18 protein-coding genes are annotated in these 21,670 nt (G+C 38.7%); 11 read left to right on the top strand and 7 right to left on the bottom strand.

The features are described from left to right. Positions 1 to 249 precede the first annotated feature (249 nt). The 4 genes from DRF61_RS16220 (at position 250) to DRF61_RS16205 (ending at position 3,649) form a co-directional block, all read left to right on the top strand. Positions 250 to 918, top strand: a complete 669-nt coding sequence (locus DRF61_RS16220; RefSeq protein WP_111959041.1) for a carbonic anhydrase — start codon at positions 250 to 252, stop codon at positions 916 to 918. A gap of 21 nt (positions 919 to 939) precedes the next feature. Beyond that, complete coding sequence (locus tag DRF61_RS16215; protein ID WP_040993425.1) at positions 940 to 1,239, top strand: hypothetical protein; 300 nt, start codon at positions 940 to 942, stop codon at positions 1,237 to 1,239. Between the two features lie 138 nt (positions 1,240 to 1,377). Beyond that, positions 1,378 to 2,970: a SulP family inorganic anion transporter gene (locus tag DRF61_RS16210; RefSeq protein ID WP_111958904.1), complete on the top strand. Its 1,593-nt coding sequence runs from the start codon at positions 1,378 to 1,380 to the stop codon at positions 2,968 to 2,970. Between the two features lie 43 nt (positions 2,971 to 3,013). Next, the gene (locus tag DRF61_RS16205; RefSeq protein ID WP_111958902.1) at positions 3,014 to 3,649 is read left to right on the top strand and encodes a carbonic anhydrase; all 636 of its coding nucleotides are present in this window, start codon (positions 3,014 to 3,016) and stop codon (positions 3,647 to 3,649) included. Positions 3,650 to 3,782: 133 nt separating this feature from the next. Here the strand turns inward: DRF61_RS16205 and pth are convergent, their stop codons facing one another. The 7 genes from pth to mfd all read right to left on the bottom strand — a co-directional run bounded on the left by pth (position 3,783) and on the right by mfd (position 12,601). After that, the gene (pth, locus tag DRF61_RS16200) at positions 3,783 to 4,346 is read right to left on the bottom strand and encodes an aminoacyl-tRNA hydrolase (protein WP_111958900.1); all 564 of its coding nucleotides are present in this window, start codon (positions 4,344 to 4,346) and stop codon (positions 3,783 to 3,785) included. A gap of 85 nt (positions 4,347 to 4,431) precedes the next feature. Next, the gene (locus DRF61_RS16195) at positions 4,432 to 5,364 is read right to left on the bottom strand and encodes a hypothetical protein (protein WP_111958898.1); all 933 of its coding nucleotides are present in this window, start codon (positions 5,362 to 5,364) and stop codon (positions 4,432 to 4,434) included. A 98-nt stretch (positions 5,365 to 5,462) separates the two neighbouring features. Then, positions 5,463 to 6,335: a hypothetical protein gene (locus DRF61_RS16190; protein ID WP_111958896.1), complete on the bottom strand. Its 873-nt coding sequence runs from the start codon at positions 6,333 to 6,335 to the stop codon at positions 5,463 to 5,465. Between the two features lie 151 nt (positions 6,336 to 6,486). After that, positions 6,487 to 7,230, bottom strand: a complete 744-nt coding sequence (locus tag DRF61_RS16185) for a hypothetical protein (RefSeq protein ID WP_111958894.1) — start codon at positions 7,228 to 7,230, stop codon at positions 6,487 to 6,489. 7 nt (positions 7,231 to 7,237) lie between these two features. After that, on the bottom strand, positions 7,238 to 8,053 hold the full coding sequence (locus tag DRF61_RS16180) for a hypothetical protein (RefSeq protein ID WP_111958892.1): 816 nt from the start codon (positions 8,051 to 8,053) through the stop codon (positions 7,238 to 7,240). Positions 8,054 to 8,058: 5 nt separating this feature from the next. Then, positions 8,059 to 8,877 carry a hypothetical protein gene (locus tag DRF61_RS16175; RefSeq protein ID WP_111958890.1) on the bottom strand — a complete coding sequence of 273 codons (819 nt, stop codon included), beginning with the start codon at positions 8,875 to 8,877 and terminating at the stop codon, positions 8,059 to 8,061. A 355-nt stretch (positions 8,878 to 9,232) separates the two neighbouring features. Further along, positions 9,233 to 12,601, bottom strand: a complete 3,369-nt coding sequence (gene mfd, locus DRF61_RS16170) for a transcription-repair coupling factor (RefSeq protein WP_111958888.1) — start codon at positions 12,599 to 12,601, stop codon at positions 9,233 to 9,235. Positions 12,602 to 12,856: 255 nt separating this feature from the next. On the opposite strand from mfd, the gene DRF61_RS16165 reads away from it, so the two are divergent. From DRF61_RS16165 to DRF61_RS16135, 7 genes are all read left to right on the top strand, one after another. Next, a complete protein-coding gene (locus tag DRF61_RS16165; protein WP_111958886.1) occupies positions 12,857 to 13,249 on the top strand; it encodes a hypothetical protein in 393 nt (130 codons plus the stop codon). Positions 13,250 to 13,421: 172 nt separating this feature from the next. After that, positions 13,422 to 13,670 carry a hypothetical protein gene (locus DRF61_RS16160; protein WP_111958884.1) on the top strand — a complete coding sequence of 83 codons (249 nt, stop codon included), beginning with the start codon at positions 13,422 to 13,424 and terminating at the stop codon, positions 13,668 to 13,670. Positions 13,671 to 13,800: 130 nt separating this feature from the next. Further along, a complete protein-coding gene (locus tag DRF61_RS16155) occupies positions 13,801 to 15,300 on the top strand; it encodes a GH3 auxin-responsive promoter family protein (RefSeq protein ID WP_111958882.1) in 1,500 nt (499 codons plus the stop codon). A gap of 68 nt (positions 15,301 to 15,368) precedes the next feature. Continuing rightward, positions 15,369 to 15,731: a hypothetical protein gene (locus tag DRF61_RS16150; RefSeq protein ID WP_111958880.1), complete on the top strand. Its 363-nt coding sequence runs from the start codon at positions 15,369 to 15,371 to the stop codon at positions 15,729 to 15,731. A gap of 92 nt (positions 15,732 to 15,823) precedes the next feature. Next, a complete protein-coding gene (locus tag DRF61_RS16145; protein ID WP_111958878.1) occupies positions 15,824 to 17,059 on the top strand; it encodes an MFS transporter in 1,236 nt (411 codons plus the stop codon). A 91-nt stretch (positions 17,060 to 17,150) separates the two neighbouring features. Continuing rightward, a complete protein-coding gene (locus tag DRF61_RS16140; protein ID WP_111958876.1) occupies positions 17,151 to 19,289 on the top strand; it encodes a T9SS type B sorting domain-containing protein in 2,139 nt (712 codons plus the stop codon). Between the two features lie 98 nt (positions 19,290 to 19,387). Further along, the gene (locus DRF61_RS16135; protein ID WP_111958874.1) at positions 19,388 to 21,508 is read left to right on the top strand and encodes a T9SS type B sorting domain-containing protein; all 2,121 of its coding nucleotides are present in this window, start codon (positions 19,388 to 19,390) and stop codon (positions 21,506 to 21,508) included. Positions 21,509 to 21,670 lie beyond the last annotated feature (162 nt).

Below are 21,670 nucleotides of genomic sequence, written 5' to 3'. Positions count from 1 at the left end.
TAGTTTGTAATTTTATCCAAGTTTCTTGAAGTGTGAATAATCATTTTTTCTAAAGAAATTGTATGGAAACACCATGTAGCAGCCATTTTAAACATGATTTTAAGCATATTTTAATATTAAATTTTGTTAAAAGTAGCTGCTTTTTCGGCAAAAATTATATTTTTGCATAATTATTGATTTAATCTATTGAAATTTGAAAATAATTTAAACGAAATAAATAATTATAAACCTTTTTTAATTTTTAAAATTATGTCACAGTCGTACGAAATTATTTTCGAAAACAACAGAAAATGGGTAGAGTCTAAAATTTCACAAGACCCGGAATTCTTTCACGAGCTGGCAAAAACTCAGAATCCTGATTATTTATATATCGGATGTTCAGACAGCAGAGCTACAGCGGAAGAGATTATGGGTGCAAAACCTGGAGAAGTTTTTGTCCACAGAAACATTGCTAATGTTGTAAATACTTTAGACATGAGCTCCACAGCGGTGATTCAATATGCTGTAGAACACCTTAAAGTAAAACACATTATCGTATGCGGACACTACAACTGTGGCGGAGTAAAAGCAGCGATGACTCCTCAGGATCTTGGGTTATTAAACCCTTGGTTAAGGAACATCCGTGATGTTTACAGATTGCACCAGACTGAATTAGACGCTATCGAAGATGAAGGAAAACGTTATGACAAACTTGTAGAACTGAATGTTCAGGAGCAGTGCATCAACGTGATTAAAATGGCCTGCGTACAGGAAAGATACATCATAGATGAATATCCTATTGTACATGGCTGGGTATTTGACCTTAGAACAGGTAAGATCATTGATTTGGAAATTGATTTCGAGAAAATTCTGAAAGACATCCAAAAAATCTACAACCTTACAAGTTCTGATTGGGTAATGAGCAGAAAAACAGATTAGTTTTTCTAAAATGAATGTAAGATGAAATTCTGGAGTATTATTGTATTGACCTTCTTCCTAAACTTCACAGCACTGCCGGGCATTGCTGCGGTTGCAGGCTGGGATATAGCAAGGACCAATGTAATCATCAATGAAGAAGAACCACATTCTCACCCATCATCCTTTATTGTTTACGAAAAGACCCTTCCGAAAACTTTGGACGTATTCGATTACGTGAAGTTTTCCGAGCCTGATCTTCAGGGGGTATCTTTTGAGCTGATAGATGATTCCTTTCATCTGTCGCCGCTACTTACCATATTTTCTCCGCCTCCGGAAGCTTAATTTTTAAGTATCATTAGGTTTCATAGTATTCATATCAACGCTGATATCGGATACCTGTGCTTTAAAATTAAATTTCCAATCTTTTATAATTGATTATCTAAAGACAGATCAATCGGTTATAGTATTTTTCAAAACATCATGAAAAAAACATCATTTATAGGAGGAATCAAGGAGAATTTCCCTTCTGGGCTCGTTGTATTCTTAGTCGCGCTTCCATTATGTCTCGGAATCGCTTTAGCATCAGGGGCACCACCTTTGTCGGGTGTAATTGCCGGAATTGTAGGAGGAATAGTGGTGGGATTTCTCAGTAATTCAAATATATCGGTATCTGGTCCTGCAGCCGGTCTTACAGCTATTGTTCTAACAGCTATTACAGATCTGGGAGCTTTTGAGCTTTTCCTTTGTGCAGGAATCATTGCCGGACTTATCCAGTTAATCCTGGGATTCATCAGAGCCGGAAGTATATCCAATTATTTCCCGAATAATGTTATAGAGGGAATGCTTGCTGCTATCGGTATCATCATTATTTTGAAACAAATCCCACATGCCATGGGATTCGATAAAGATTACGAAGGTCATGAATCTATTTTTGACAATGGTTTAAATCTCGGATACTTTACAGAATTATTCGGAGCCATACACATAGGAGCTATCCTGGTAACGCTGGTTTCTGTAGGTATTCTTATTGCATGGGATAAAATTCCAGCTTTAAAAAGAATGAAAATGCTTCCCGGAGCATTGGTTGCAGTAGTGGCAGGAATACTTCTGAATGAAGCATTCAAACTGTCCGGCAGCTCTTTGGCGATCAATACTCAGCATTTGGTTTCATTACCGGTACCGCAGTCCTTGGATGATTTCAAAAATCTTGTTACGATGCCTGATTTTAATGGATTCACCAATCCTAAGGTATGGATAGTCGGGGCAACTATTGCCATTGTAGCTTCTATTGAAACCCTGCTTTGTATTGAGGCTTCAGATAGGTTAGATAAGCAGAGAAGAATTACCGACACCAATCTTGAGCTTAAAGCACAGGGAATCGGAAATTTAATAAGTTCATTTATCGGAGGCCTGCCAATGACGTCTGTGGTGGTAAGGAGTTCTGCCAATGCCAACGCCGGTGCCACTTCAAAACTTTCAGCCGTGATCCACGGTGTCCTTTTATTGGTATGTGTGCTTACTATTCCATTCATACTGAATTTAATACCGCTTGCTACACTTGCTGCAGTATTGATTCTTGTAGGATATAAACTGGCAAAACCTGCCACATTCAAGCATTTCTGGCATTTGGGTAAATTCCAGTTCATTCCTTTTGTCGCTACTGTTGTAGCTGTTGTGGCAACCGATCTTCTTAAAGGAGTGGGTATTGGCCTGGCTATTTCCGTATTCTATATCCTACAGGGAAATATGAAGCGTGCTTATTATCTGAGCAGAGAAAAGCTGAATGATGCCGATGAAATCAATATTAAGCTTGCTGAAGAAGTTTCTTTCCTGAATAAGGCAGCCATCAAAAAAACATTAAAAAATGTGAAGCCCAATTCTACTGTGACCATCGATGCAAGGGGAACTTCATATATTGCTACAGACGTACTGGAAATGATCCAGGATTTCGCCAATATCCGGGCCAAAGAAGAAGATATTAATGTGGAACTTTTAGGCTTCAAAACTTCATACAAGGATTATGAAACAGATGAAGACTCTCACATCCTTATCACCCACAGAAGAGCTATGTAAGCTCATTACAGTAATTTTTAATTTAAAAGAATAAATCAATCATATGAAAGCACATACATACGAAACCCAATCTACCATTAATCCTGAAAAAGCATTAAATTTTCTAAAAGACGGAAACCAAAGGTTTGTGAACAACCTAAAAGCAAACAGAGATCTTTTAGAACAAGTTAATGCAACACGTGAAGGCCAGTGGCCTTTTGCAGTAGTTTTAAGCTGTATAGACAGCCGTACTTCTGCGGAACTTATCTTTGATCAGGGATTAGGAGATATTTTCAGTATCAGAATTGCCGGTAATTTTGTCAATCAGGATATTTTAGGCTCAATGGAATTTGGCTGTAACGTTGCAGGTTCCAAGCTTGTTGTCGTTTTAGGACACACTAAATGCGGTGCATTAAAAGGTGGTCTGGACGCTGCGCAAATTCAGGGGATGGGAATGGATAATCTCAACCATTTAATCAATCATTTCGATCCCATCATTAATGAAATCATTGAAGAAGGCGAAGAACGTTCATCAAAAAACGGTTCACTTTTGGAAAGACTGAATCAGCAAAACGTAAAAAATGCCATCGAAGATATCCGTACGCAAAGTTCAACACTTAAAAAGCTTGAAGACGAAGGTAAAATCAAAATAGTCGGAGCCAATTACGATGTTGAAACCGGAGTTGTTACCTGGCTTTAAGAAATAGAAATCTGTACATTTTTATTACATATAAATAAAAAATCATGTTATAGTTAGATTGGAAATTGATTTTTAAAATACAACAAAAGACCATCGGATGTTCCGATGGTCTTTTGTTGTATTTTAGTTATTCCTATTTTCCGTTGAATGCTGACATTGTATTATTAATGCCGGCAAATACAAAAGACAGACTGGCTTTAGAAAATTTTTCAATTCTTTCGCCCAGCTTTTCAGATTCTTCCTCATTCCAGGTCCCTAGCACATAATCTACCTGGCGGCCTTCGGAAAAGTCTGCAGAAATCCCAAACCTCAGCCTTGCATAATTCTGGGTATTAAGTGTTTCATTAATACTTTTCAGTCCGTTGTGGCCGGCATCAGAACCTTTCATCTTCATCCGTAAGGTCCCGAACGGAAGGGCCAGATCATCTGTAATGATCAGCACATTTTCCAATGGGATATTTTCTTTCTGCATCCAGTATCTCACAGCGTTTCCTGAAAGATTCATATAGGTATCCGGCTTTAGAATGAGAACCTTTCTTCCTTTATATTTCCCCTCTGCCATCCAGCCGAAATTGGTCGTATTAAATGAAGCTTCCAATGTTTCAGCTATTTTCTCAGCTACTTTGAATCCTATATTGTGGCGTGTATTTTCGTATTCAGGACCTTTATTTCCAAGTCCGACTATTAAATATTTCATTCAGAAATTTTTTGCAAAATTAAGGGATAAAAAATAAAAAGCCCAATCTTACAAAAGATTGGGCTTATATATTGTAAAGATTCTTTTAAAAAGGTTTATAAATGTAGTTTACACCAAATCCTTTTGTCATATAAGTCTGCGGATCGTAGTTGTAGTTGGTTGTCCAGTTAATCGGGGACGGAATAGGAGGTATAAGATCTGTTACCGATCTTTTCTTAGGGTTGTTCGGGGATAAGATATGACTTTCCTTATCATTAATTTCAGTTGATAAAAGCCTTGAAATTTTGTATGCTGAAGGAAGCAGTGTAAATGGACTGATCTCAGTATCGTAATTAACGAAATCGTATGCAAATCTGGTGGTAGGTCTTCCAAATACCCCTGCGGCCATAGGTCCATAATTTCTTACTACCCTAGATACATTATCTCCCAAATAAGTATATCCGGTTTTAGAATAACTGATAAATGCAAACTGCGTTCCTGAAACATCAGGACCATTTTTCATAATAATAGAATCCAGTTTAGCAGTAGAACCGTTATACTTTAGCTCATAATGGGTTTTTGTTTTTCTTAACAGAGTCTGTGGACCAGGATTAGTTGCCGGTGGCACCGGTGGAGGTCTTCTGAAAACAGAACGGTTTTCAGAAATAACTACCAGTTTATCATTAGGCCCATAAGTAAATAACTGGCTGTAAGAAACGCTATCTTTATCAAGCTTTCCGTTTCCATCCAGATCCAAAAATCCATTGAAGTCAATTTGGCTTACTTTGTCGCCGCTGTATGCAATATTGGTGATTGAAGCACTGTCTGTGATTACTTTCGTTACCAAAAGTCCACTGTAGTGATATTCTGCTAATGTATCCTTATCTGTAATTTCTCTGTATAATGCTCTTGGACCGATAAGCCCTCCTGTTTCATTCAGGTCCAATAAAGGATCTCCGTCTTCGTCTAGCATGTCTTTACAGGAATGTATTGATGAAAATCCTGCTATTAATAAAATAAAGTAGAAAAGCTGTTTCATTTCCAGGTAATTGTTTATTTTTTGACAAATATAACTTTTTTTTGAACAAAAGTTATGTTTTTATTTATATTCCAGTAAAACTGATAACCAATTGGGCTTTACAGAGTTCTGTAAGTATATTTAAGAATTTGATCTTTATCCGAAACGGGATAGTTATAACCATCGTAAAGATAGGTCATAGGTGTATTTACTGCCGGTGCGGGAGATGGCGGCATCACATATACCGAGGTCGGGTTATTCGGAGAAATTCTATAAAAATTCTCAGGGCGGACAAGACTCCAGGCAGTAAAGAATGTTTTAGGAAGCGTAGAGAACGGGTTAACTTTAGAGTCATAGTTCTGATAGCTGTAAACAGTCATTTTTGCAGTAGCCATATTAGGCGCTCCGGTTGCTGTCAGTGTTCCTTTCGCACATTCAGCTTTAAAAATATTATCTCCCATATAGGTAAAGGTGCTTTCCGTGAATAAGCTGTATGCTGTATTTCCAGCCACCTTTCTTTTTTCAAGGATTTTCACAAGTTTTTTACCGCTGGCATCATAAGTAAATATGTAATCACTTACAAAAGAGTCTATTGCAGTAGCAGCGGTACCGGTACACGTTGCACTGTAAACATTGCCTTTGCTGTCTTCACTTACGCTAAAATCATAAGTCATGCTTCCTGCCAGGCTTCCAAGGAACTTTATTTTTCCAATTTTATTGCTGATGTAGGTTACAGTGCCCGTATAATAATTACTGGTATTCCCATCTCTAAGCATGCCTTTCTGAAAAGCAGTACCGTTGACTGTATATTCTTCCTGGATAGCACCATTTAACGTAATCTTTTCCAGAACTCTTGCTGGAGGGGGTGGTGTATTCCCATTGTTTCCTGTATTGGCACTGGGCTCGAATTGATCTGAAGAAGAATTGTCACATGAAACCATCAGTCCGAAAAATACCCCGGCAATGATTTTAAAAAGGTAGTTTTTTCCCATGAAAAAATATTTTAGTGAGTTGACAAATATAATTCATTTTTTTGACGAAAACATTTACTTATTCAACAAATTCATAACAATCTATATCTTTTTACAAAAAAAACCTAAAAACATAGTGTCTTCAGGTCTTTATTTATGATATATCATGAAATTAATAAGGCTGCAGGACAGATGTCGTTAAAACAGACTGAGCCATTTCATTGTTCAGATAATCTGTGTTTACTGCCCTTCCTATTCCCAATGTTCCTGAATTAAGGTTTCTTTTTGTACAGGCCACCTTCACGTTATAATTATTTTTAGGTGTAAGGTTGGTAAGTGTTGCGTTAAGGTTGAAAATCTTATAACTTCCTTCCGAGCCTATTAAAACATCTGTCCTCACTGCTCTGAGTGAATTGTCTACGAAGATACCGCATGCAAAACCTGTTGAAGCATTCGAGTTTCCCGTTTTTTGGGCAGTGGTCTGAAAGGTAAACGCCACTTTATTCACAGCATTGGTAATGGAAAAAGTGTCAACAGTTCCCGGGAGAACCGTCCATTCAGAGGTAATCGTTGTCCCTTCCGAATAAGGAGAGGTGGAACCGTTAGGATTAGAAAAGCTTGCTCCAGTCTGATCTGCAACGGTATTCAATGAAAACACAGACATACTTCCCTGCCCATCGGCAATTTTTATACTTTTCCAGTCATTCACATTCAGCTCTGAATTGTTATGAAGAATAGTTCCCGCAGATCCGGCAGATCCTCTCAGCAGATTCGTTCCACCGGTTCTGATTTCTCTTGTAACATTTAAGTCACCGTTTATATCCAGCATGTTCACGGGATTTGGCGTGTTCACTCCTACTTGCGCAGTTGCCCATACTGCAAAAAATAAAGACTTTATGATAATAATTTTTTTCATGCCTTGATTAATTTATAATTGGATTAAATACCTGAGGAACCTCATACACATCAACTTTCAGGGAAGACTGAGTAATAAAACTGTTAATGTTGGTATCTGCATTTATTCCTATAGCCAATACAATATCACTTGCTGTTCTGTAAGATCCGAGCCTTGAGCAGGCAACACTTACATCGTGCTGTCCTTTGGAAAGATTGGTTACTATCCCGATCTGATTGTGAGTAATAAAGGTACTTCCGGCACTACTTGCCTTTAAGTTTCTCTGTCTGAGATTAACCAGCTTATTATCCACAAAAATACCGCATGCATAATCTATGGAAATATCGGGCGTCCCGTTTACAGGAAGATTAGCCTGTACCACAGTTTCAAACTGAAAATACGTTTTACTTTCCGTGCTGAATACACTGATAGGCTGTGACAGGCCTGTGATTTTCTTAAATCCCGGGAGGCTTGAAATATCTGCTCCTTTAGTAAAAGCCGTATTTTTGGCAGTAATACTGGATTGTTCACTATTGGTAAATTTTACTCCGGTTCTGTCTGAAAAGGAGTTATTGAAGATAAGATAAAACTTATTCGGCTCATATTCAGGAATACGCAGTGACTTCCATATCGGAGGATAACCTTCTCCCTGAGAAACAAGAATCTGGTCATTATTACCCTGAGACAGAGTATTATCTGTAACGTTAAGAACAACGATTTTATTCCTTAGATTCATATCACCGTTTACATCAAGCTTCGCTTTTGGTGAATCCGTTTTAATTCCCACTTGGGCAGAAAGAGACAGCCCTGTCATAAAAAACAGGATCGAAATAATATTTTTCATCACAATTAATTGCTTTTATAAGTTACGTATTCAATAACATCAATCTTCATAACAGACTCAAGAGTAAATGCATTGGAAACCGTGTTGGTATCGGATACATTACGCCCGATTGTAAACTGTGAACTTAGATTTGAGGAATTGATTTTTCTACAGGCCACCTCAAGCTTCTGTGCGCCTAGTGGAACATTCTGCTCTGTATAATTAAGGGTGAAAATATAATCCTGAATCCCCAGCTTCTCTGTATTATTGTTCGAAACGATCTTATCCGGACGTACCGCTACCAATTTGCCATTTCTGAAAACCCCGCAGGTAAAAGTGACAGACTGGGAAGTTGTTGCAGATGGAGCCTTCATTTCAATACCTGTCTGAAACTGATAGGTAAGCCTGTTTCTTCCGTTTTTGATAATAAAATTGTTTTCAAGTCCGGCAATTTTTGACCATTTCCCTTTCGTGACATCGGTAATATCATCCCCAACATTGTTCTTGTAAACATTATCTGCTGCAATACCATTTGAAAGTTCTGTAATACCAGCCTGATCGGATGACAGGTATGAATTGATCAGTTTGTACTGTCCTTCCTCCATAAAGGAAACATTCAACGATTTCCAGGCTGGGGGCAGACCTTCTCCCTGTGACACCAAAACCTGGCCGTTCAGTCCTGCATTTCCAACCTGGGCGGATGTGCCGCCTACTCTAAGTTCTTTTCTTAAGGTGGTTTTCCCGTTGACATCGAGAGTAGATTTAGGAGCAGATGTCCCAATTCCCACCTGCGCGTTCACACAAAGCGATAAAAGCCCGGCTGCGCAATAAATAATTCTTTTCATAATAAGGGCTGCAAAGGTATGAATTTAAATCATAAAAAACCATTTACAAACCCGTAAACCCGTACTAATAAAGCGATTATACTGTAGAATTTAATGTACTAAAAAGTAGAATTATTACTACAAAAAATACTTTTAAAACCAGTCCTGATGAGATTGCATCAGTTAAACCCAATGTCAGCCGATGATTCAGTATTATTTTTTATCATCATATTGTGACTTCAAATGCTTCTAAATCCGCATGATACCCTATTTTTTTCGTGTAAAAATCATGTTTTTTTTCAATAAAAAAAGACCTTAAAAAGTAAATTTTTAGGCCTTCCTTGTTTTTTGATTATTAAAATGAGGTATTTCCCTTTTAATTATGTCCGATAATCGTTTTCAAAAGTACATTAACCTCATCCACATTTTTCACTTTTTCCTTTCTCATCATCAGCAGATTTCCATCTTTCCCGATCTTCTCTTTAAGCTGAGCTTCCTTTGGATTTTGGGTTAAATAACTGATAATATGCCTGAACCTGTCTGTCTGATAGAACTTGTCCTGAGGATTTGCAGGAAAATATCCTAAAAATACTCCATTTTTCATGACAATCTTTTCAAATCCTATGTCTGCGGCAAGCCATTTCAAGGCAACACTCTTCAATAGATTCACCGCTTCTTTTGGCAAAGCTCCGAAACGGTCGATCAGTTCAATCTCAAATTGATAGAGCTCCTTTTCATTACCAATCTCTGCAAGCTTCTGATACAGCAATAACCTTTCTTCCGTATTGGAGATATAAAAATCCGGAAGCATTAGCTCAAGATCAGTATCAATATTGACATCTTTTACAGATTTGAACAGCTTCTGTCTGTCTTCCTCATTGTCGAACAGGTTTTCAAAATCCGCATCATCCTTTAATTCTTCCAATGCTTCCTGCATCAGTTTCTGGTAGGTCTCAAAGCCCATTTCATTGATAAATCCACTCTGTTCCGCCCCGAGAAGATCTCCCGCTCCACGGATTTCAAGATCCTTCATAGCAATCTGGAAACCGCTTCCAAGGTCTGAAAACTGCTCAATAGCCTCAAGACGCTTTCTGGCATCAGAGGTTATCATATCATAAGGAGGCGTGATTAAATAACAGAAAGCCTTTCTGTTACTACGCCCTACCCTTCCCCTCATCTGGTGAAGATCTGCCATCCCGAACCTTTGAGCATCATTAATGAATATGGTGTTCGCATTAGGAACATCCACCCCACTTTCAACAATCGTTGTAGAAACAAGAACATCATATTTGCCTTCCATGAAATCGAGCACATTCTTTTCCAGCTGCTTACCTTCCATCTGTCCGTGCCCTGTAATAACTCTTGCATCCGGAACCAGCCTCTGGATAAGTCCGGCAATATCTTTAAGGTTTTCAATCCTGTTATTGATAAAATATACCTGCCCGTCCCTCTGAATCTCATAAGAAACAGCATCTCTGATGGTTTCCTCATTAAAACCTATCAGCTGTGTATCAACAGGCTGTCTGTTAGGCGGTGGTGTTTTGATCACTGAAAGATCTCTAGCCGCCATCAGGGAGAACTGCAGTGTTCTCGGGATGGGAGTAGCCGTTAGCGTAAGGGTATCTACATTGCTTTTCAATGTTTTCAGCTTATCTTTCACCGAAACCCCGAATTTATGTTCCTCATCAATGATCAGCAGTCCAAGATCTTTGAACTTTACGGAACTGCTTACCAGCTGATGGGTTCCTATTATAATATCCACCTTCCCGTTTTTAAGGCCGTCTAAAGCCTCTGCTTTCTGTTTGGCTGTTCTGAATCTGTTGACATAAGAAACGTTCACCGGAAAATCTTTCAGTCTTTCTTTAAAGCTTCTGTAATGCTGAAACGCCAGAATCGTTGTAGGAACCAATACAGCGACCTGTTTTCCATCTGTTGCCGCTTTAAATGCGGCACGGATTGCTACTTCAGTTTTTCCAAAACCTACGTCACCACAAACCAGCCTGTCCATTACTGTATCAGCTTCCATATCCCGTTTTACATCTATGGTTGCTTTTTCCTGGTCCGGAGTATCTTCGTAAATAAAACTGGCTTCCAGCTCATTCTGCAGATAGGAATCCGGAGTATAGGAAAATCCTTTTGCCGTTTTCCTTTCAGCGTATAATCTTATAAGGTCAAAAGCAATCTGTTTTACTTTTGCCTTTGTTTTCTGTTTTAATGATTTCCAGGCCGGAGATCCCAGCTTACTCAGCACAATTTCTTTTCCGTCCGGACCGTTATATTTTGAAATTTTATGCAGGGAGTGAATACTTACATATAATAGGTCTCCGTTTTTGTAAGTCAATTTAAAGCATTCCTGGATTTTTCCATCATTATTTACTTTGACAAGCCCCATGAATTTACCGATTCCGTGGTCGATGTGGGCAATATAATCGCCTATTTTCAGAGACATCAGATCCTTCAGGGTAAGCTGTTCGGATTTTGCAAAGGTGTTTTTTGCTTTATATCTTTGATAACGGTCAAAAATCTGATGGTCGGTATATACTAAGAGTTTATGGCCATTATCTACAAAACCTTCATGCAGCTCGGATTTGAAACTTTTAAAAGGAAGTTCGTGCTCAAGCTCTTCAAATATAGATTCCAGTCTTTCTTTTTGTTTTTCTGTAGAGAAAGAGATCCAGGTATCAAAACCTTCGGCCTGTCTTTCTTCAATGTCTTCTATCAGCAGTTCAAAGTTTTTGTGAAAGGAAGGCTGCGGAACCTGCTCAACTTTTATTTCCGTGATTTCTTTAAGCCCTTCAATAGGAATTCCGGCAAAATCAATTGTTTTAAATTTTTTAAAATCAAACAGAAAATCCTGATCTGAAATAAAGAGGTCCTGTGGTGCCTTGTGAGCAATATCTTTATTCAAAGTATCATATTTTTCCAGTGCTTTCTCATAGAAGTTCCTGATCTTCTGCATTCCAACGGCACCATTTCTGGAAACAACAAAGCTTTCTTTAGGCAGCAGCTCCAGAAGCGAAACCCGGGTTCCGGTTACTGAAAAATTCATATTGGAAACCAACTGAAAGTCTTTCACCTTATCTATGGAAAGCTGTGTTTCTATATCAAAGGTTTTAATATTCTCCACTTCATTTCCAAAGAAAGTAAGACGGTAAGGCTTTTCATAGGAATATGAAAACACATCAACGATTCCTCCTCTTACCGAAAACTCTCCCGGTTCGGAAACAAAATCTGCCTGCTGGAAGTTATAATGATTCAACAGCTCGTCTACAAAATCAAAATCCAGCTGATCACCTACTTTTATGTGATGGGAGATCGCCTTAAAGTCTTCTTTTTTCAAAACCTTTTCGGACAGAGAGCCCGCATAAGCCACAATAACTTTAGGAGCTTTCCCGGAATTGATTTTATTCAGAACTTCAGTCCGAAGTACAAGATTTGCATTCTGTGTCTTTTCTACCTGATAAGGTTCAAGATGTGTTGCCGGAAAGTACAGCACTTTGTCCTTTCCAAGCAGATCTTCCATTTCAGTATTGGCATACAGGGCATCTTCTTTATCATCCACCAGATAAAGAATGGTCTTCTTCTGAGTTAGAAAAAGTTCGGAAACAAAAATAGAAACCGAAGATCCTGCACTTCCTTTCACGGAAATATGTTGGCTTTTCTCTAACTGGGTAAAGATCTCTTTTCCAAATTCTTTTTGAAGCAGGTCAGGAAGAAACTTTTCGTGAATAGGTTTTAGCTGCATAAATAGTAATAGTATAAACGACAAAAGCGATTTCGGGAGTGTTCCGAAACCGTTTGCTTACAACAAAGATAAGGATATTTTTTTCTTCCCTCAGAAATCAGGGATTACTAAAAACACAATCAAAATACGCAACACCTACCCAAATCTTAATTTTTTACCAATTTATCTAATTAAAAGTTAAAAAAATACGGATATTCTGGCATGGCATAGTGTTTGAAAATTTCAACCTATCAAACTTTTTAAAGAAATAAAATTATGAAAAAAGCAATTAAAATCTTAGGAATTTTTATGTTGGTCTTTGTTACCGCATTATCTTTTGCATCTTGTAGTGATGATGATGATCCAGTAAACAACGATTTCTTCGCAGGAACATATAAGGGAAGCATTTCTTATAATGATGGATCTACCAACAACAGCACAGATAACGGAAGTGTATTTGTAACCAAAATCGCGAGCGGTACGAAATATAATTTCGCATTCTCGAACGGTATTCCGGATCTTAACGGAGTAGAATTTCAACAGCAAGGAGACCATACGCTTGTAATGGTTGGTTCCAATGCCACAACTTATATTAGAATTGACAATAATGAATTGAAAATTCTATACAACAAGGACGGTAAAACCTGGACCGCCAACTGTACACGTTAACCCAACTATTCATACACATGAAAGCCTGCTTTATGAAGCAGGCTTTTTTTCTTTTAAAAGCTTTCATTAAGTTTTTTTTAAGCAGTAATAAACTTTAGTTAAGGTTGAAAATTCTGGATTTCCAGCCTGCTTTTTGTATATCTTTACTCAAGGAAAAACAAACCGTACACCTATGAAAAAATTATTAACAGCAATGTCCCTGGCTCTAGGACTAGGCTTTGCAACTGCTCAACAGACTGCTCCGGCAACACCTGCTGCCCCTCATCATCAGACAGCAAAAACAGTAAAAGCTCCTGAAGCTAAAACTGCAAAACCTGCAGCAAAAATGAAAAAGGACGGAACCCCAGACAAGAGGTATAAGGAAAACCAAAAACTTAAAAAAGACGGCACTCCAGATAAGAGGTACAAAGAAAACAAGTAAACTTTAACATATAGTTGTTATTTTCATAATCAAATTTCGAAGAACCGGTGAACTCATTCGCCGGTTTTTTTTGTGGCATATATGGCTGAAAAATAATTTTATATTCTATACTTATTTATAAATTTGAGGCATGTTAAATTTCTTCAAGAAAAATGTGGCACTTGTCTGGGCAAAAAAGCATGTTCAGAAAACCGGGGAATTCAAAAAAAACTCAGTAAAAAATCAGGAGGCCCTTTTGCTGTCTTTGGTGAAAACGGCTCAGAAAACTCTTTTCGGAAGGGAACATGACTTTGAAAACATTCAGTCCATCAAAGAATTCCAGGACAGAGTTCCTGTTTCGGATTATGAAGATCTGAAACCTTATATTGAGAGGGTAAAAAAAGGACAGGCCAATATTCTCTGGACAGAAACTCCTGAATATTTTGCAAAAACATCAGGCACAACCTCCGGTTCGAAATATATTCCCATCTCAAAGGAGGGAATGCCTTTTCAGATTGCAGGTGCACAGAGTGCACTGTTCCATTATATCGCCCAGAAAAACAATGCTGATTTTGTGAACGGAAAAATGATCTTTCTGCAGGGAAGTCCTGAAATGGAGGAAGTCTTCGGTATTAAAACGGGACGGCTTTCCGGAATTGTGGCTCACCATATCCCAGCCTATCTTCAAAAGAACCGTCTTCCAAGCTGGAGCACCAATATTATGGAGGATTGGGAAGCGAAGGTAGATAAGATTATTGAAGAAACAGAACACGAAAATATGACGCTGATCTCCGGAATTCCGCCATGGCTGATCATGTATTTTGAAAAGCTTACTGAAAAACACGGTAAAAAGATCAAGCAGCTTTTCCCCAACCTCCAGCTTCTTGTAACAGGAGGTGTCAACTATGAGCCTTACCGGGATAAAATGAATGACCTGCTGGGTGGAAAAGTGGATATCATCCAGACGTTTCCGGCATCTGAAGGCTTTTTTGCTTTTCAGGATGACTACACTAAGGAAGGTCTGCTTCTTTTAACGGATCATGGAATTTTTTATGAATTCATACCTCTGGAAGAGTATGGCAAGCCTGCTGCAAGAAGATTAACATTAAAAGATGTAGAACTTAATAAAGATTACGCACTGATCCTCTCTACGAATTCAGGTTTATGGGCTTATTCAATAGGTGATGTTGTAAGGTTCATCGATAAAGATCCGTATAGAATCCTGGTGAGTGGCAGAACCAAACATTTCACCTCTGCTTTTGGAGAACATGTGATCGCTTTTGAGGTAGAGGAAGCAATGAAGGCTACTGTAGAAAAATATACATCACAGATCACAGAATTCCATCTTGCCCCACAGGTAAATCCTACGGAGGGTCTTCCATATCATGAATGGCTGATAGAATTTGAAAGGGAGCCGGAAAATTTAGAATTGTTCAGAAATGAACTGGACCGCCAGCTCCGGGAGAGAAATACGTACTACGATGATCTTATTACCGGAAATATCCTTCAGCCACTGCATATTACCCCACTTAAAAGGAATGCCTTCCATGAGTATGCAAAATCGCAGGGCAAACTGGGAGGCCAGAATAAAACACCAAGACTTGCCAATGACAGAAAAATTGCAGATCTGTTGGAAATTTACAAACTTTAGAGATATTTTTTCAATTCCCAAAACATATATTCGAAAAAAATTATAAATTTGAAAAAATAAAAATAATAATGAAAGCATCTGTACTTTTAAAGTCATCTTTACTAACATCCTTATTTGTCATTTCATCCTGCGCTACAACAAAGTACAGCGAGGACATTTCAAAAAACAATTATTCTAATCTTCAGGCTGGAAAAATGTATGTTGTTACCATGAAAGATGGTTCTGCCAAACAGAAAATGCTATTCCGAAACATAGATGGTGACAACCTTATAGGAACTGCAGGCAAAAAGGACAGTACAGAGGTAATTATCCCGAAATCCAATGTAGCTGCTGTAAAAGACAGATCTAAAGCAAGAGTAACAGCAGGCGCTACCGTCATTGGCGCAGCCGGTGTTGCGGCCATTGTAATCAGTGCATTGAGAGCTGACTAAATAGATTTTATCTTTCGGGACCTATTTGATTTATCATTCAGAAAAACAGTATATAAGCAGCCTTAAATAAATATTTAAGGCTATTTTTGTGCATGATTTCCTTTACACCGTTAAAAACATTGCAAAATGTTGAATTCAGGAATCTTCTTACGGGAAGATTTTTTATTGTTTTAGCCTTCAGAATGCTCGCTACTTTATTGGGATGGTGGGTGTATCAGTTGACAAAAGATCCTTTTTCAATAGGCCTTATCGGACTTTCGGAAGTAATTCCTGCGGTAAGCTGTGCTTTATATGCGGGCCATGTCATTGATATGAATGAGAAAAAAAGGCTGCTCCTGATCTGCAATTATGCATATATTTTCCTGATTGGCCTGCTGCTGATCCCTGCATTTTTCAATGTCGAAATGCATTTTAACGGACATGAAATCACTTATTTTATATACACCGTTATATTTTTCACCGGAATTGCAAGAGCCTTTATTGGGCCTATCGTTCCTTCAATGATTCCTAAAATAGTAAAGAAGGAAAATCTTCCGAATGCAGTAACCCTGAACCAGGCTACATTTTTGATCTCTTCTGTATGCGGGCATGCTGCGGGAGGACTTCTTATAGGATTTTTCGGTGTAAAATGGACATTAATCGTTATTATCTCTTTAATATTTATCGCTTCTCTGTTCTTCTGGCAGCTGAAACAACAGCATTCCGAGTATATAAAGGCGAATGTAAATGTGGTGGAAAGCATGCGCGAGGGTATTTCCTATATCTTTAAGACAAAAGAAATTTTAGGGGCATTATGCCTTGATATGTTTGCCGTTCTGTTTGGTGGGGCCGTTGCTATGATTCCGGTATTTGCCACTGACATTTTAGATGCGGGAGCAGAAGGTTTCGGTCTTTTGAATGCTGCTTCAGATATAGGTTCTATGTGCATCATCACTCTTCTGGCGGTTATTCCGTTAAGGAAAAATCAGGGAAAAATTCTTCTTGCCGTTGTTGCCGGATTTGGACTTTGCATCATTGGTTTTGGCTTATCCAAACTGTATTGGCTCTCATTTATGTTCCTTGTCATGAGCGGAATGCTTGACGGAATTTCGGTGGTAATCAGAGGGACTATAGTACAGCTGAAAACTCCTGACAATATCAGAGGACGTGTACTGAGCGTCAATTCTATATTCATCATGTCCAGCAATGAAATGGGGCAGTTTGAAAGCGGACTCATGGCAAAACTACTCGGTGTGGTGCGGTCTGTAGTCTTCGGGGGAACTATGACGGTGTTGGTAGCCCTTCTTGTAGGGAGCACAAATCCCAAGCTGAGAAAAATGAATTATTAGACAATAATATATTGATTCTATTAAATATATCACAAAAACTTTAATTTAACTTTAATAATTTTTTATATTTGTCTTTTTTAAATCCCCCTTTATGAAAAAAGCATTACTCGTTTTCCTAATCATCTGCTCACGCATCTTATATGCCCAATCAGATTGTATTAGTGCAATATCTATTTGTGGAAACTCGGACATCTCTTACACCCCTTCGGGACCAGGGAATGTCCTGGAAGGTATTGGTGTCAATTCCTGCCTGAGTGATACGGATAACGAACACTTTTCTGTATGGTACAGCTTCACAGCGTCAACATCAGGAACATTAGCATTTGTGATTAATCCGACCATTGATACTGATGACTATGACTTTGCTGTTTATGGTCCTACTACAAACGGATGTACTTCTTTAAATAACAATAACATTTTTGTAACTCCATTAAGATGTAACTTCAATGGTACAGGTTCATCTCAGGGAAATACAGGTTTACTTCTGACAATACCGCCACCGCCGCCGCCAAACACCAATGGAAGTGCCGGAAATCAAGCTGAATGGAGTCCACATATGGTCGTACAGGCTGGTGAGACTTATTATCTTGTGGTAGATAACTATAGAAGTTCACCAGATGGATTCTCGCTAACGTGGACAGGTACTGCAAGTTTAAGCTCTGCATTCAACGATCCTACCTTAGCTCCGTTTCCGTTTGTTACTCCAGGACTTCCTGCAGCTAATCCTGCAGACCCGAATGAAGTAACGGTATGTTCACTTGCCACTCCATTCAATTTTGCTACTCTAAGCGCAGGAATCATCAATGGCAACAGTCCAAATTTCAAAGTATCTTACCATAAAAATACGAATGATGCCATTACAGGAGGAAATCCTGTCACTTCAGAGGTTGTAAACCTTACATCAGTTTACTACTACAGGATCGTATATCAGGATCCTGCGAATCCTACAAACCCCATGAATGGCTGTTTTATTACAGGAAAATTCAAATTCAGGGACGGCGGATTTACATTAACCAACGCCACGCTTACGAGTTGCAGCAACAACGGTTCAGGAACAGCCATGTTCGATCTTACTACTGCCGCTATAGGAGCCGGTCCCACTCATACTCTCCAGTATTACCCGACCTTGTTTGATCTGAACGCTGGAACGAATGAGATCACCAGTCCTGCTATCTATCAGTTTGTTTCTGCTGAAGGAAAAATCTATGTAAAAGCAACCAATGAATTCGGATGTACGGCAACAGCGCAAATCACCCTGAAGTTTCATCCCCTGGTAGCTGTCACTGATGCTTCTTTAAGATCTTGTTTCCTTGAAACAAATCCTTCACTTGGAACATTCAATCTAAGCAATGCCACAGTAACAACTGTAGTAGGGGCGGTCAAAAAATACTATCCGTCTCTAACAGATGCGGTAAACGGAACCAATGAAATTCTGAGTTTCTTAGCCTATACTGCTCCAGCCGGAGTTATTTATGTAAAAGTATTTAATGCACAGGGATGTTATTCTATTGCAAAAGTAACATTAACTGTACTTTCTCCTGTTTATTCAAATGTTCTTCAGGACAAGATCATCTGTGTTGAGGATAAAACAACACTGGATGCGGGGCCTGGATTCAATGGTTACGAGTGGAGCACGGGAGCGACTACGCAAGCTATCAACAATGTAGGGGTAGGAACATATTGGGTTAAATTAAAAACCGGCGACTGTATCACACTACAGGCTGTAAAAGTATACGCTTCTGAACAACCGGTTGTTTCAAGCATTGATATTTCCAACACTACTATAACTGTAAATGTTATTGCCGGAGCACCTGAGTACAAATATTCTATGGACAACATCAACTGGCAGGACTCTAATGTCTTCACCAATGTTTCAAGAGGAGACCATACTGTATATGTAAAAGATGCTTATGACTGCGAACCTATTGAGATAACAGTTGTGGTGCCTAATCTTATCAATGTGATCACTCCAAACGGAGACGGTGTAAATGATGTAATAGATTATTCAGCATTATCTGGCAAAAATGGACTTATATTCAGCATCTTTGACAGATACGGAACCAAGATCCACCAGGCAGATAAGTCCAATGGATATAAATGGGACGGAACAGTTGCCGGCAAAAAAATTCCCACGGGAACATACTGGTACTCTGTCACTTGGAATGAAAATGATAAAAAGAATACTCCATTCAAGTTCTCAGGATGGGTAATGGTAAAAAATAGAGAATAACTCTTGTTAAAATAAAACCGCTCTACGGGGCGGTTTTTTAACATAAATGCTGATAACTTTATTTACTCAAATCTTGTTTCACAAAAATCATTTTAAACATGAAAAAAACATTACTTCTTTTAATTTTATTTATAGCTCAGGTATTTTACGCACAGTCCGACTGTGTTACAGCCATTCCGCTCTGTGGAAACTCGGATATCTCATACACGCCCTCAGGGCATGGAAATATAGAAGAGGAGCTGTCAGCAAACGGATGCCTGGGCAGAGATGAAAATTACTCAGTATGGTATACTTTTACGATAGCAACATCAGGAACTCTATCATTCACTATCGATCCAAACGTTAATTCAGATGATTACGATTTTGCAGTATACGGTCCTACCACCAACGGGTGCACATCTCTGAACACCAACAACACCTTTGTAACGCCAATCAGGTGTAATTATGCAGGAAGGGTACCCAATGGGGATACCGGACTCAGCATGACTATCCCGCCTCCAGGAGCCCCCAATGGTACCGGAACGGCAGGAAACCAGGGAGAATGGAGTCCTTATATGCAGGTACAGGCTGGAGAAACCTATTATCTTATTGTTGACAATTTCGAAAGTTCTGACGACGGGTTCAAGCTGATCTGGGGTGGTACTGCTACATTAAGCTCAGCATTCAACGATCCTGTTCTGGCACCTAATCCTTTTATCCCGCCAGGAATTCCTGCGGCTAACCCGACAGATCCTTCAACGGTTATGGTATGCGGACTGCCATCACAATTTAACTTCACTACGCTTACACCTGGTATTATCAATGGAAATAATCCCAATTTCCTGGTTACTTACCATGACAATACCAACGATGTTGTAACAGGAGAAGATCCTCTTACCATTGCTACAGTAAACGGAACGACCACTTATTACTACAGAATTCGTTATTTTGACCCAAACAACCCGAATAGCGCCGTCAACAAATGTTTTATCAGTGGTAAATTCAAATTTGTAAACGCCAGCATTACCGGGAAAAATGCCAGTATTTTTGCCTGTAACAATAATGGCGAAGGAACAGGAAAATTTGACCTGACAACAGCAGATGTATTTACCGGCCCTATTACTAAAAAATATTACCCTACTCTTGCTGACCTGAATGCTGACACTAACGAAATCACCAATCCTACCGATTACGTTTCTGCTCCTACAACAATATATGTTAAGCTGATTTCCGCATTCGGATGTACAGCTATAGCAACAATAACATTAACATATCATCCGGTTGTTGCCCTAAGGGATGCACTAATGGAAGAATGTTATATTGAAAATGATATCATGCAGGCTAAATTTGACCTGACAACAGCTAATGTAGGCGCTGTAGCAGGACAGACAAAAAAATTCTATAAGACCTTAAACGACGCTAAAGCCGAAACTAATCCTATTGGTAATTCGACCGCTTACCTTACGACAAGTACTGAAGTGTATGTAAGAGTTACCAATGCCAATCAGTGTTATTCTATCGCCAAAATCACACTGAAAGTTCTTCCTCCGGTAAAATCTGCTGTGCTGAAAGACAAAACGATTTGTGCGGAAGGAAAAACAACTTTGGATGCAGGACCTGGATTCGATGGATACGAATGGAGCACCGGCGCTACCACACAATCTATCAATAACGCAGGAATAGGAGTTTATTGGGTGAAGCTGAAAACCGGGAAATGTTTTACACTTCAGACTGTAACTATTTTTGCCTCTTCGCAACCGGTAATCTCCAGTGTAGATATCAGCAACAATACTATAACAGTGAACGCTTCAGGTGGAACTCCTCCTTATATGTATTCAATTGACGGTACCAACTGGCAGTCGACTAACACATTCAGCGGGCTTCCTAGAGGGGATAATAAAATATTCTTAAAGGATTTTTATAACTGTACCCCTGTTCAGATTACCATTACTGTACCTAATCTGATCAATGCGATCACTCCAAACGGGGATAAGATCAATGATGAGATCGACTACTCTGCCCTGTCTTATAAGAAAAATCTTGTTTTCATCGTCTATGACAGATATGGCAATAAGCTTTATGAAGCCAATAAAATGAGAGATTATAAATGGGACGGAACAGCTTCCGGCAAGAAAATCCCTACCGGCACTTACTGGTATACGATCTCATGGAACGAAAACGACAAGAACAGTACTGAAACGAAATATTCAGGATGGATACTGTTGAAGAATAAAGAATAAGATTATTTTTAGCTATATAAAAAAAGACTGCCACAACTGGCAGTCTTTTTTTATATTTCATTATTAACCAACCATTCAATTTCATTATTCAATAAAAAATCATTGACTATTTTCATTCTGATGGATAGTACTTATTGAAATTTTTCTATTTTTGATCCCCAC

The sequence above is a fragment of the Chryseobacterium lathyri genome (genome assembly GCF_003290185.1).
Lineage (GTDB): Bacteria > Bacteroidota > Bacteroidia > Flavobacteriales > Weeksellaceae > Chryseobacterium > Chryseobacterium lathyri.
Note: the sequence above shows the minus strand (reverse complement) of the source record. Positions and strands in the feature narration are given on the sequence as shown.

Bases quoted from the DNA above. Each gene is read 5' to 3' on its own strand.
- DRF61_RS16185 (WP_111958894.1), bottom strand. From the start codon at position 7,230: ATGAAAAAAATTATTATCATAAAGTCTTTATTTTTTGCAGTATGGGCA.
- DRF61_RS16165 (WP_111958886.1), top strand. From the start codon at position 12,857: ATGAAAAAAGCAATTAAAATCTTAGGAATTTTTATGTTGGTCTTTGTT.
- DRF61_RS16175 (WP_111958890.1), bottom strand. From the start codon at position 8,877: ATGAAAAGAATTATTTATTGCGCAGCCGGGCTTTTATCGCTTTGTGTG.
- DRF61_RS16205 (WP_111958902.1), top strand. From the start codon at position 3,014: ATGAAAGCACATACATACGAAACCCAATCTACCATTAATCCTGAAAAA.
- DRF61_RS16135 (WP_111958874.1), top strand. From the start codon at position 19,388: ATGAAAAAAACATTACTTCTTTTAATTTTATTTATAGCTCAGGTATTT.
- DRF61_RS16195 (WP_111958898.1), bottom strand. From the start codon at position 5,364: ATGAAACAGCTTTTCTACTTTATTTTATTAATAGCAGGATTTTCATCA.
- DRF61_RS16150 (WP_111958880.1), top strand. From the start codon at position 15,369: ATGAAAGCATCTGTACTTTTAAAGTCATCTTTACTAACATCCTTATTT.
- DRF61_RS16160 (WP_111958884.1), top strand. From the start codon at position 13,422: ATGAAAAAATTATTAACAGCAATGTCCCTGGCTCTAGGACTAGGCTTT.
- DRF61_RS16180 (WP_111958892.1), bottom strand. From the start codon at position 8,053: ATGAAAAATATTATTTCGATCCTGTTTTTTATGACAGGGCTGTCTCTT.
- pth (WP_111958900.1), bottom strand. From the start codon at position 4,346: ATGAAATATTTAATAGTCGGACTTGGAAATAAAGGTCCTGAATACGAA.
- DRF61_RS16145 (WP_111958878.1), top strand. From the start codon at position 15,824: ATGATTTCCTTTACACCGTTAAAAACATTGCAAAATGTTGAATTCAGG.
- DRF61_RS16220 (WP_111959041.1), top strand. From the start codon at position 250: ATGTCACAGTCGTACGAAATTATTTTCGAAAACAACAGAAAATGGGTA.
- DRF61_RS16210 (WP_111958904.1), top strand. From the start codon at position 1,378: ATGAAAAAAACATCATTTATAGGAGGAATCAAGGAGAATTTCCCTTCT.
- mfd (WP_111958888.1), bottom strand. From the start codon at position 12,601: ATGCAGCTAAAACCTATTCACGAAAAGTTTCTTCCTGACCTGCTTCAA.
- DRF61_RS16140 (WP_111958876.1), top strand. From the start codon at position 17,151: ATGAAAAAAGCATTACTCGTTTTCCTAATCATCTGCTCACGCATCTTA.
- DRF61_RS16155 (WP_111958882.1), top strand. From the start codon at position 13,801: ATGTTAAATTTCTTCAAGAAAAATGTGGCACTTGTCTGGGCAAAAAAG.
- DRF61_RS16190 (WP_111958896.1), bottom strand. From the start codon at position 6,335: ATGGGAAAAAACTACCTTTTTAAAATCATTGCCGGGGTATTTTTCGGA.
- DRF61_RS16215 (WP_040993425.1), top strand. From the start codon at position 940: ATGAAATTCTGGAGTATTATTGTATTGACCTTCTTCCTAAACTTCACA.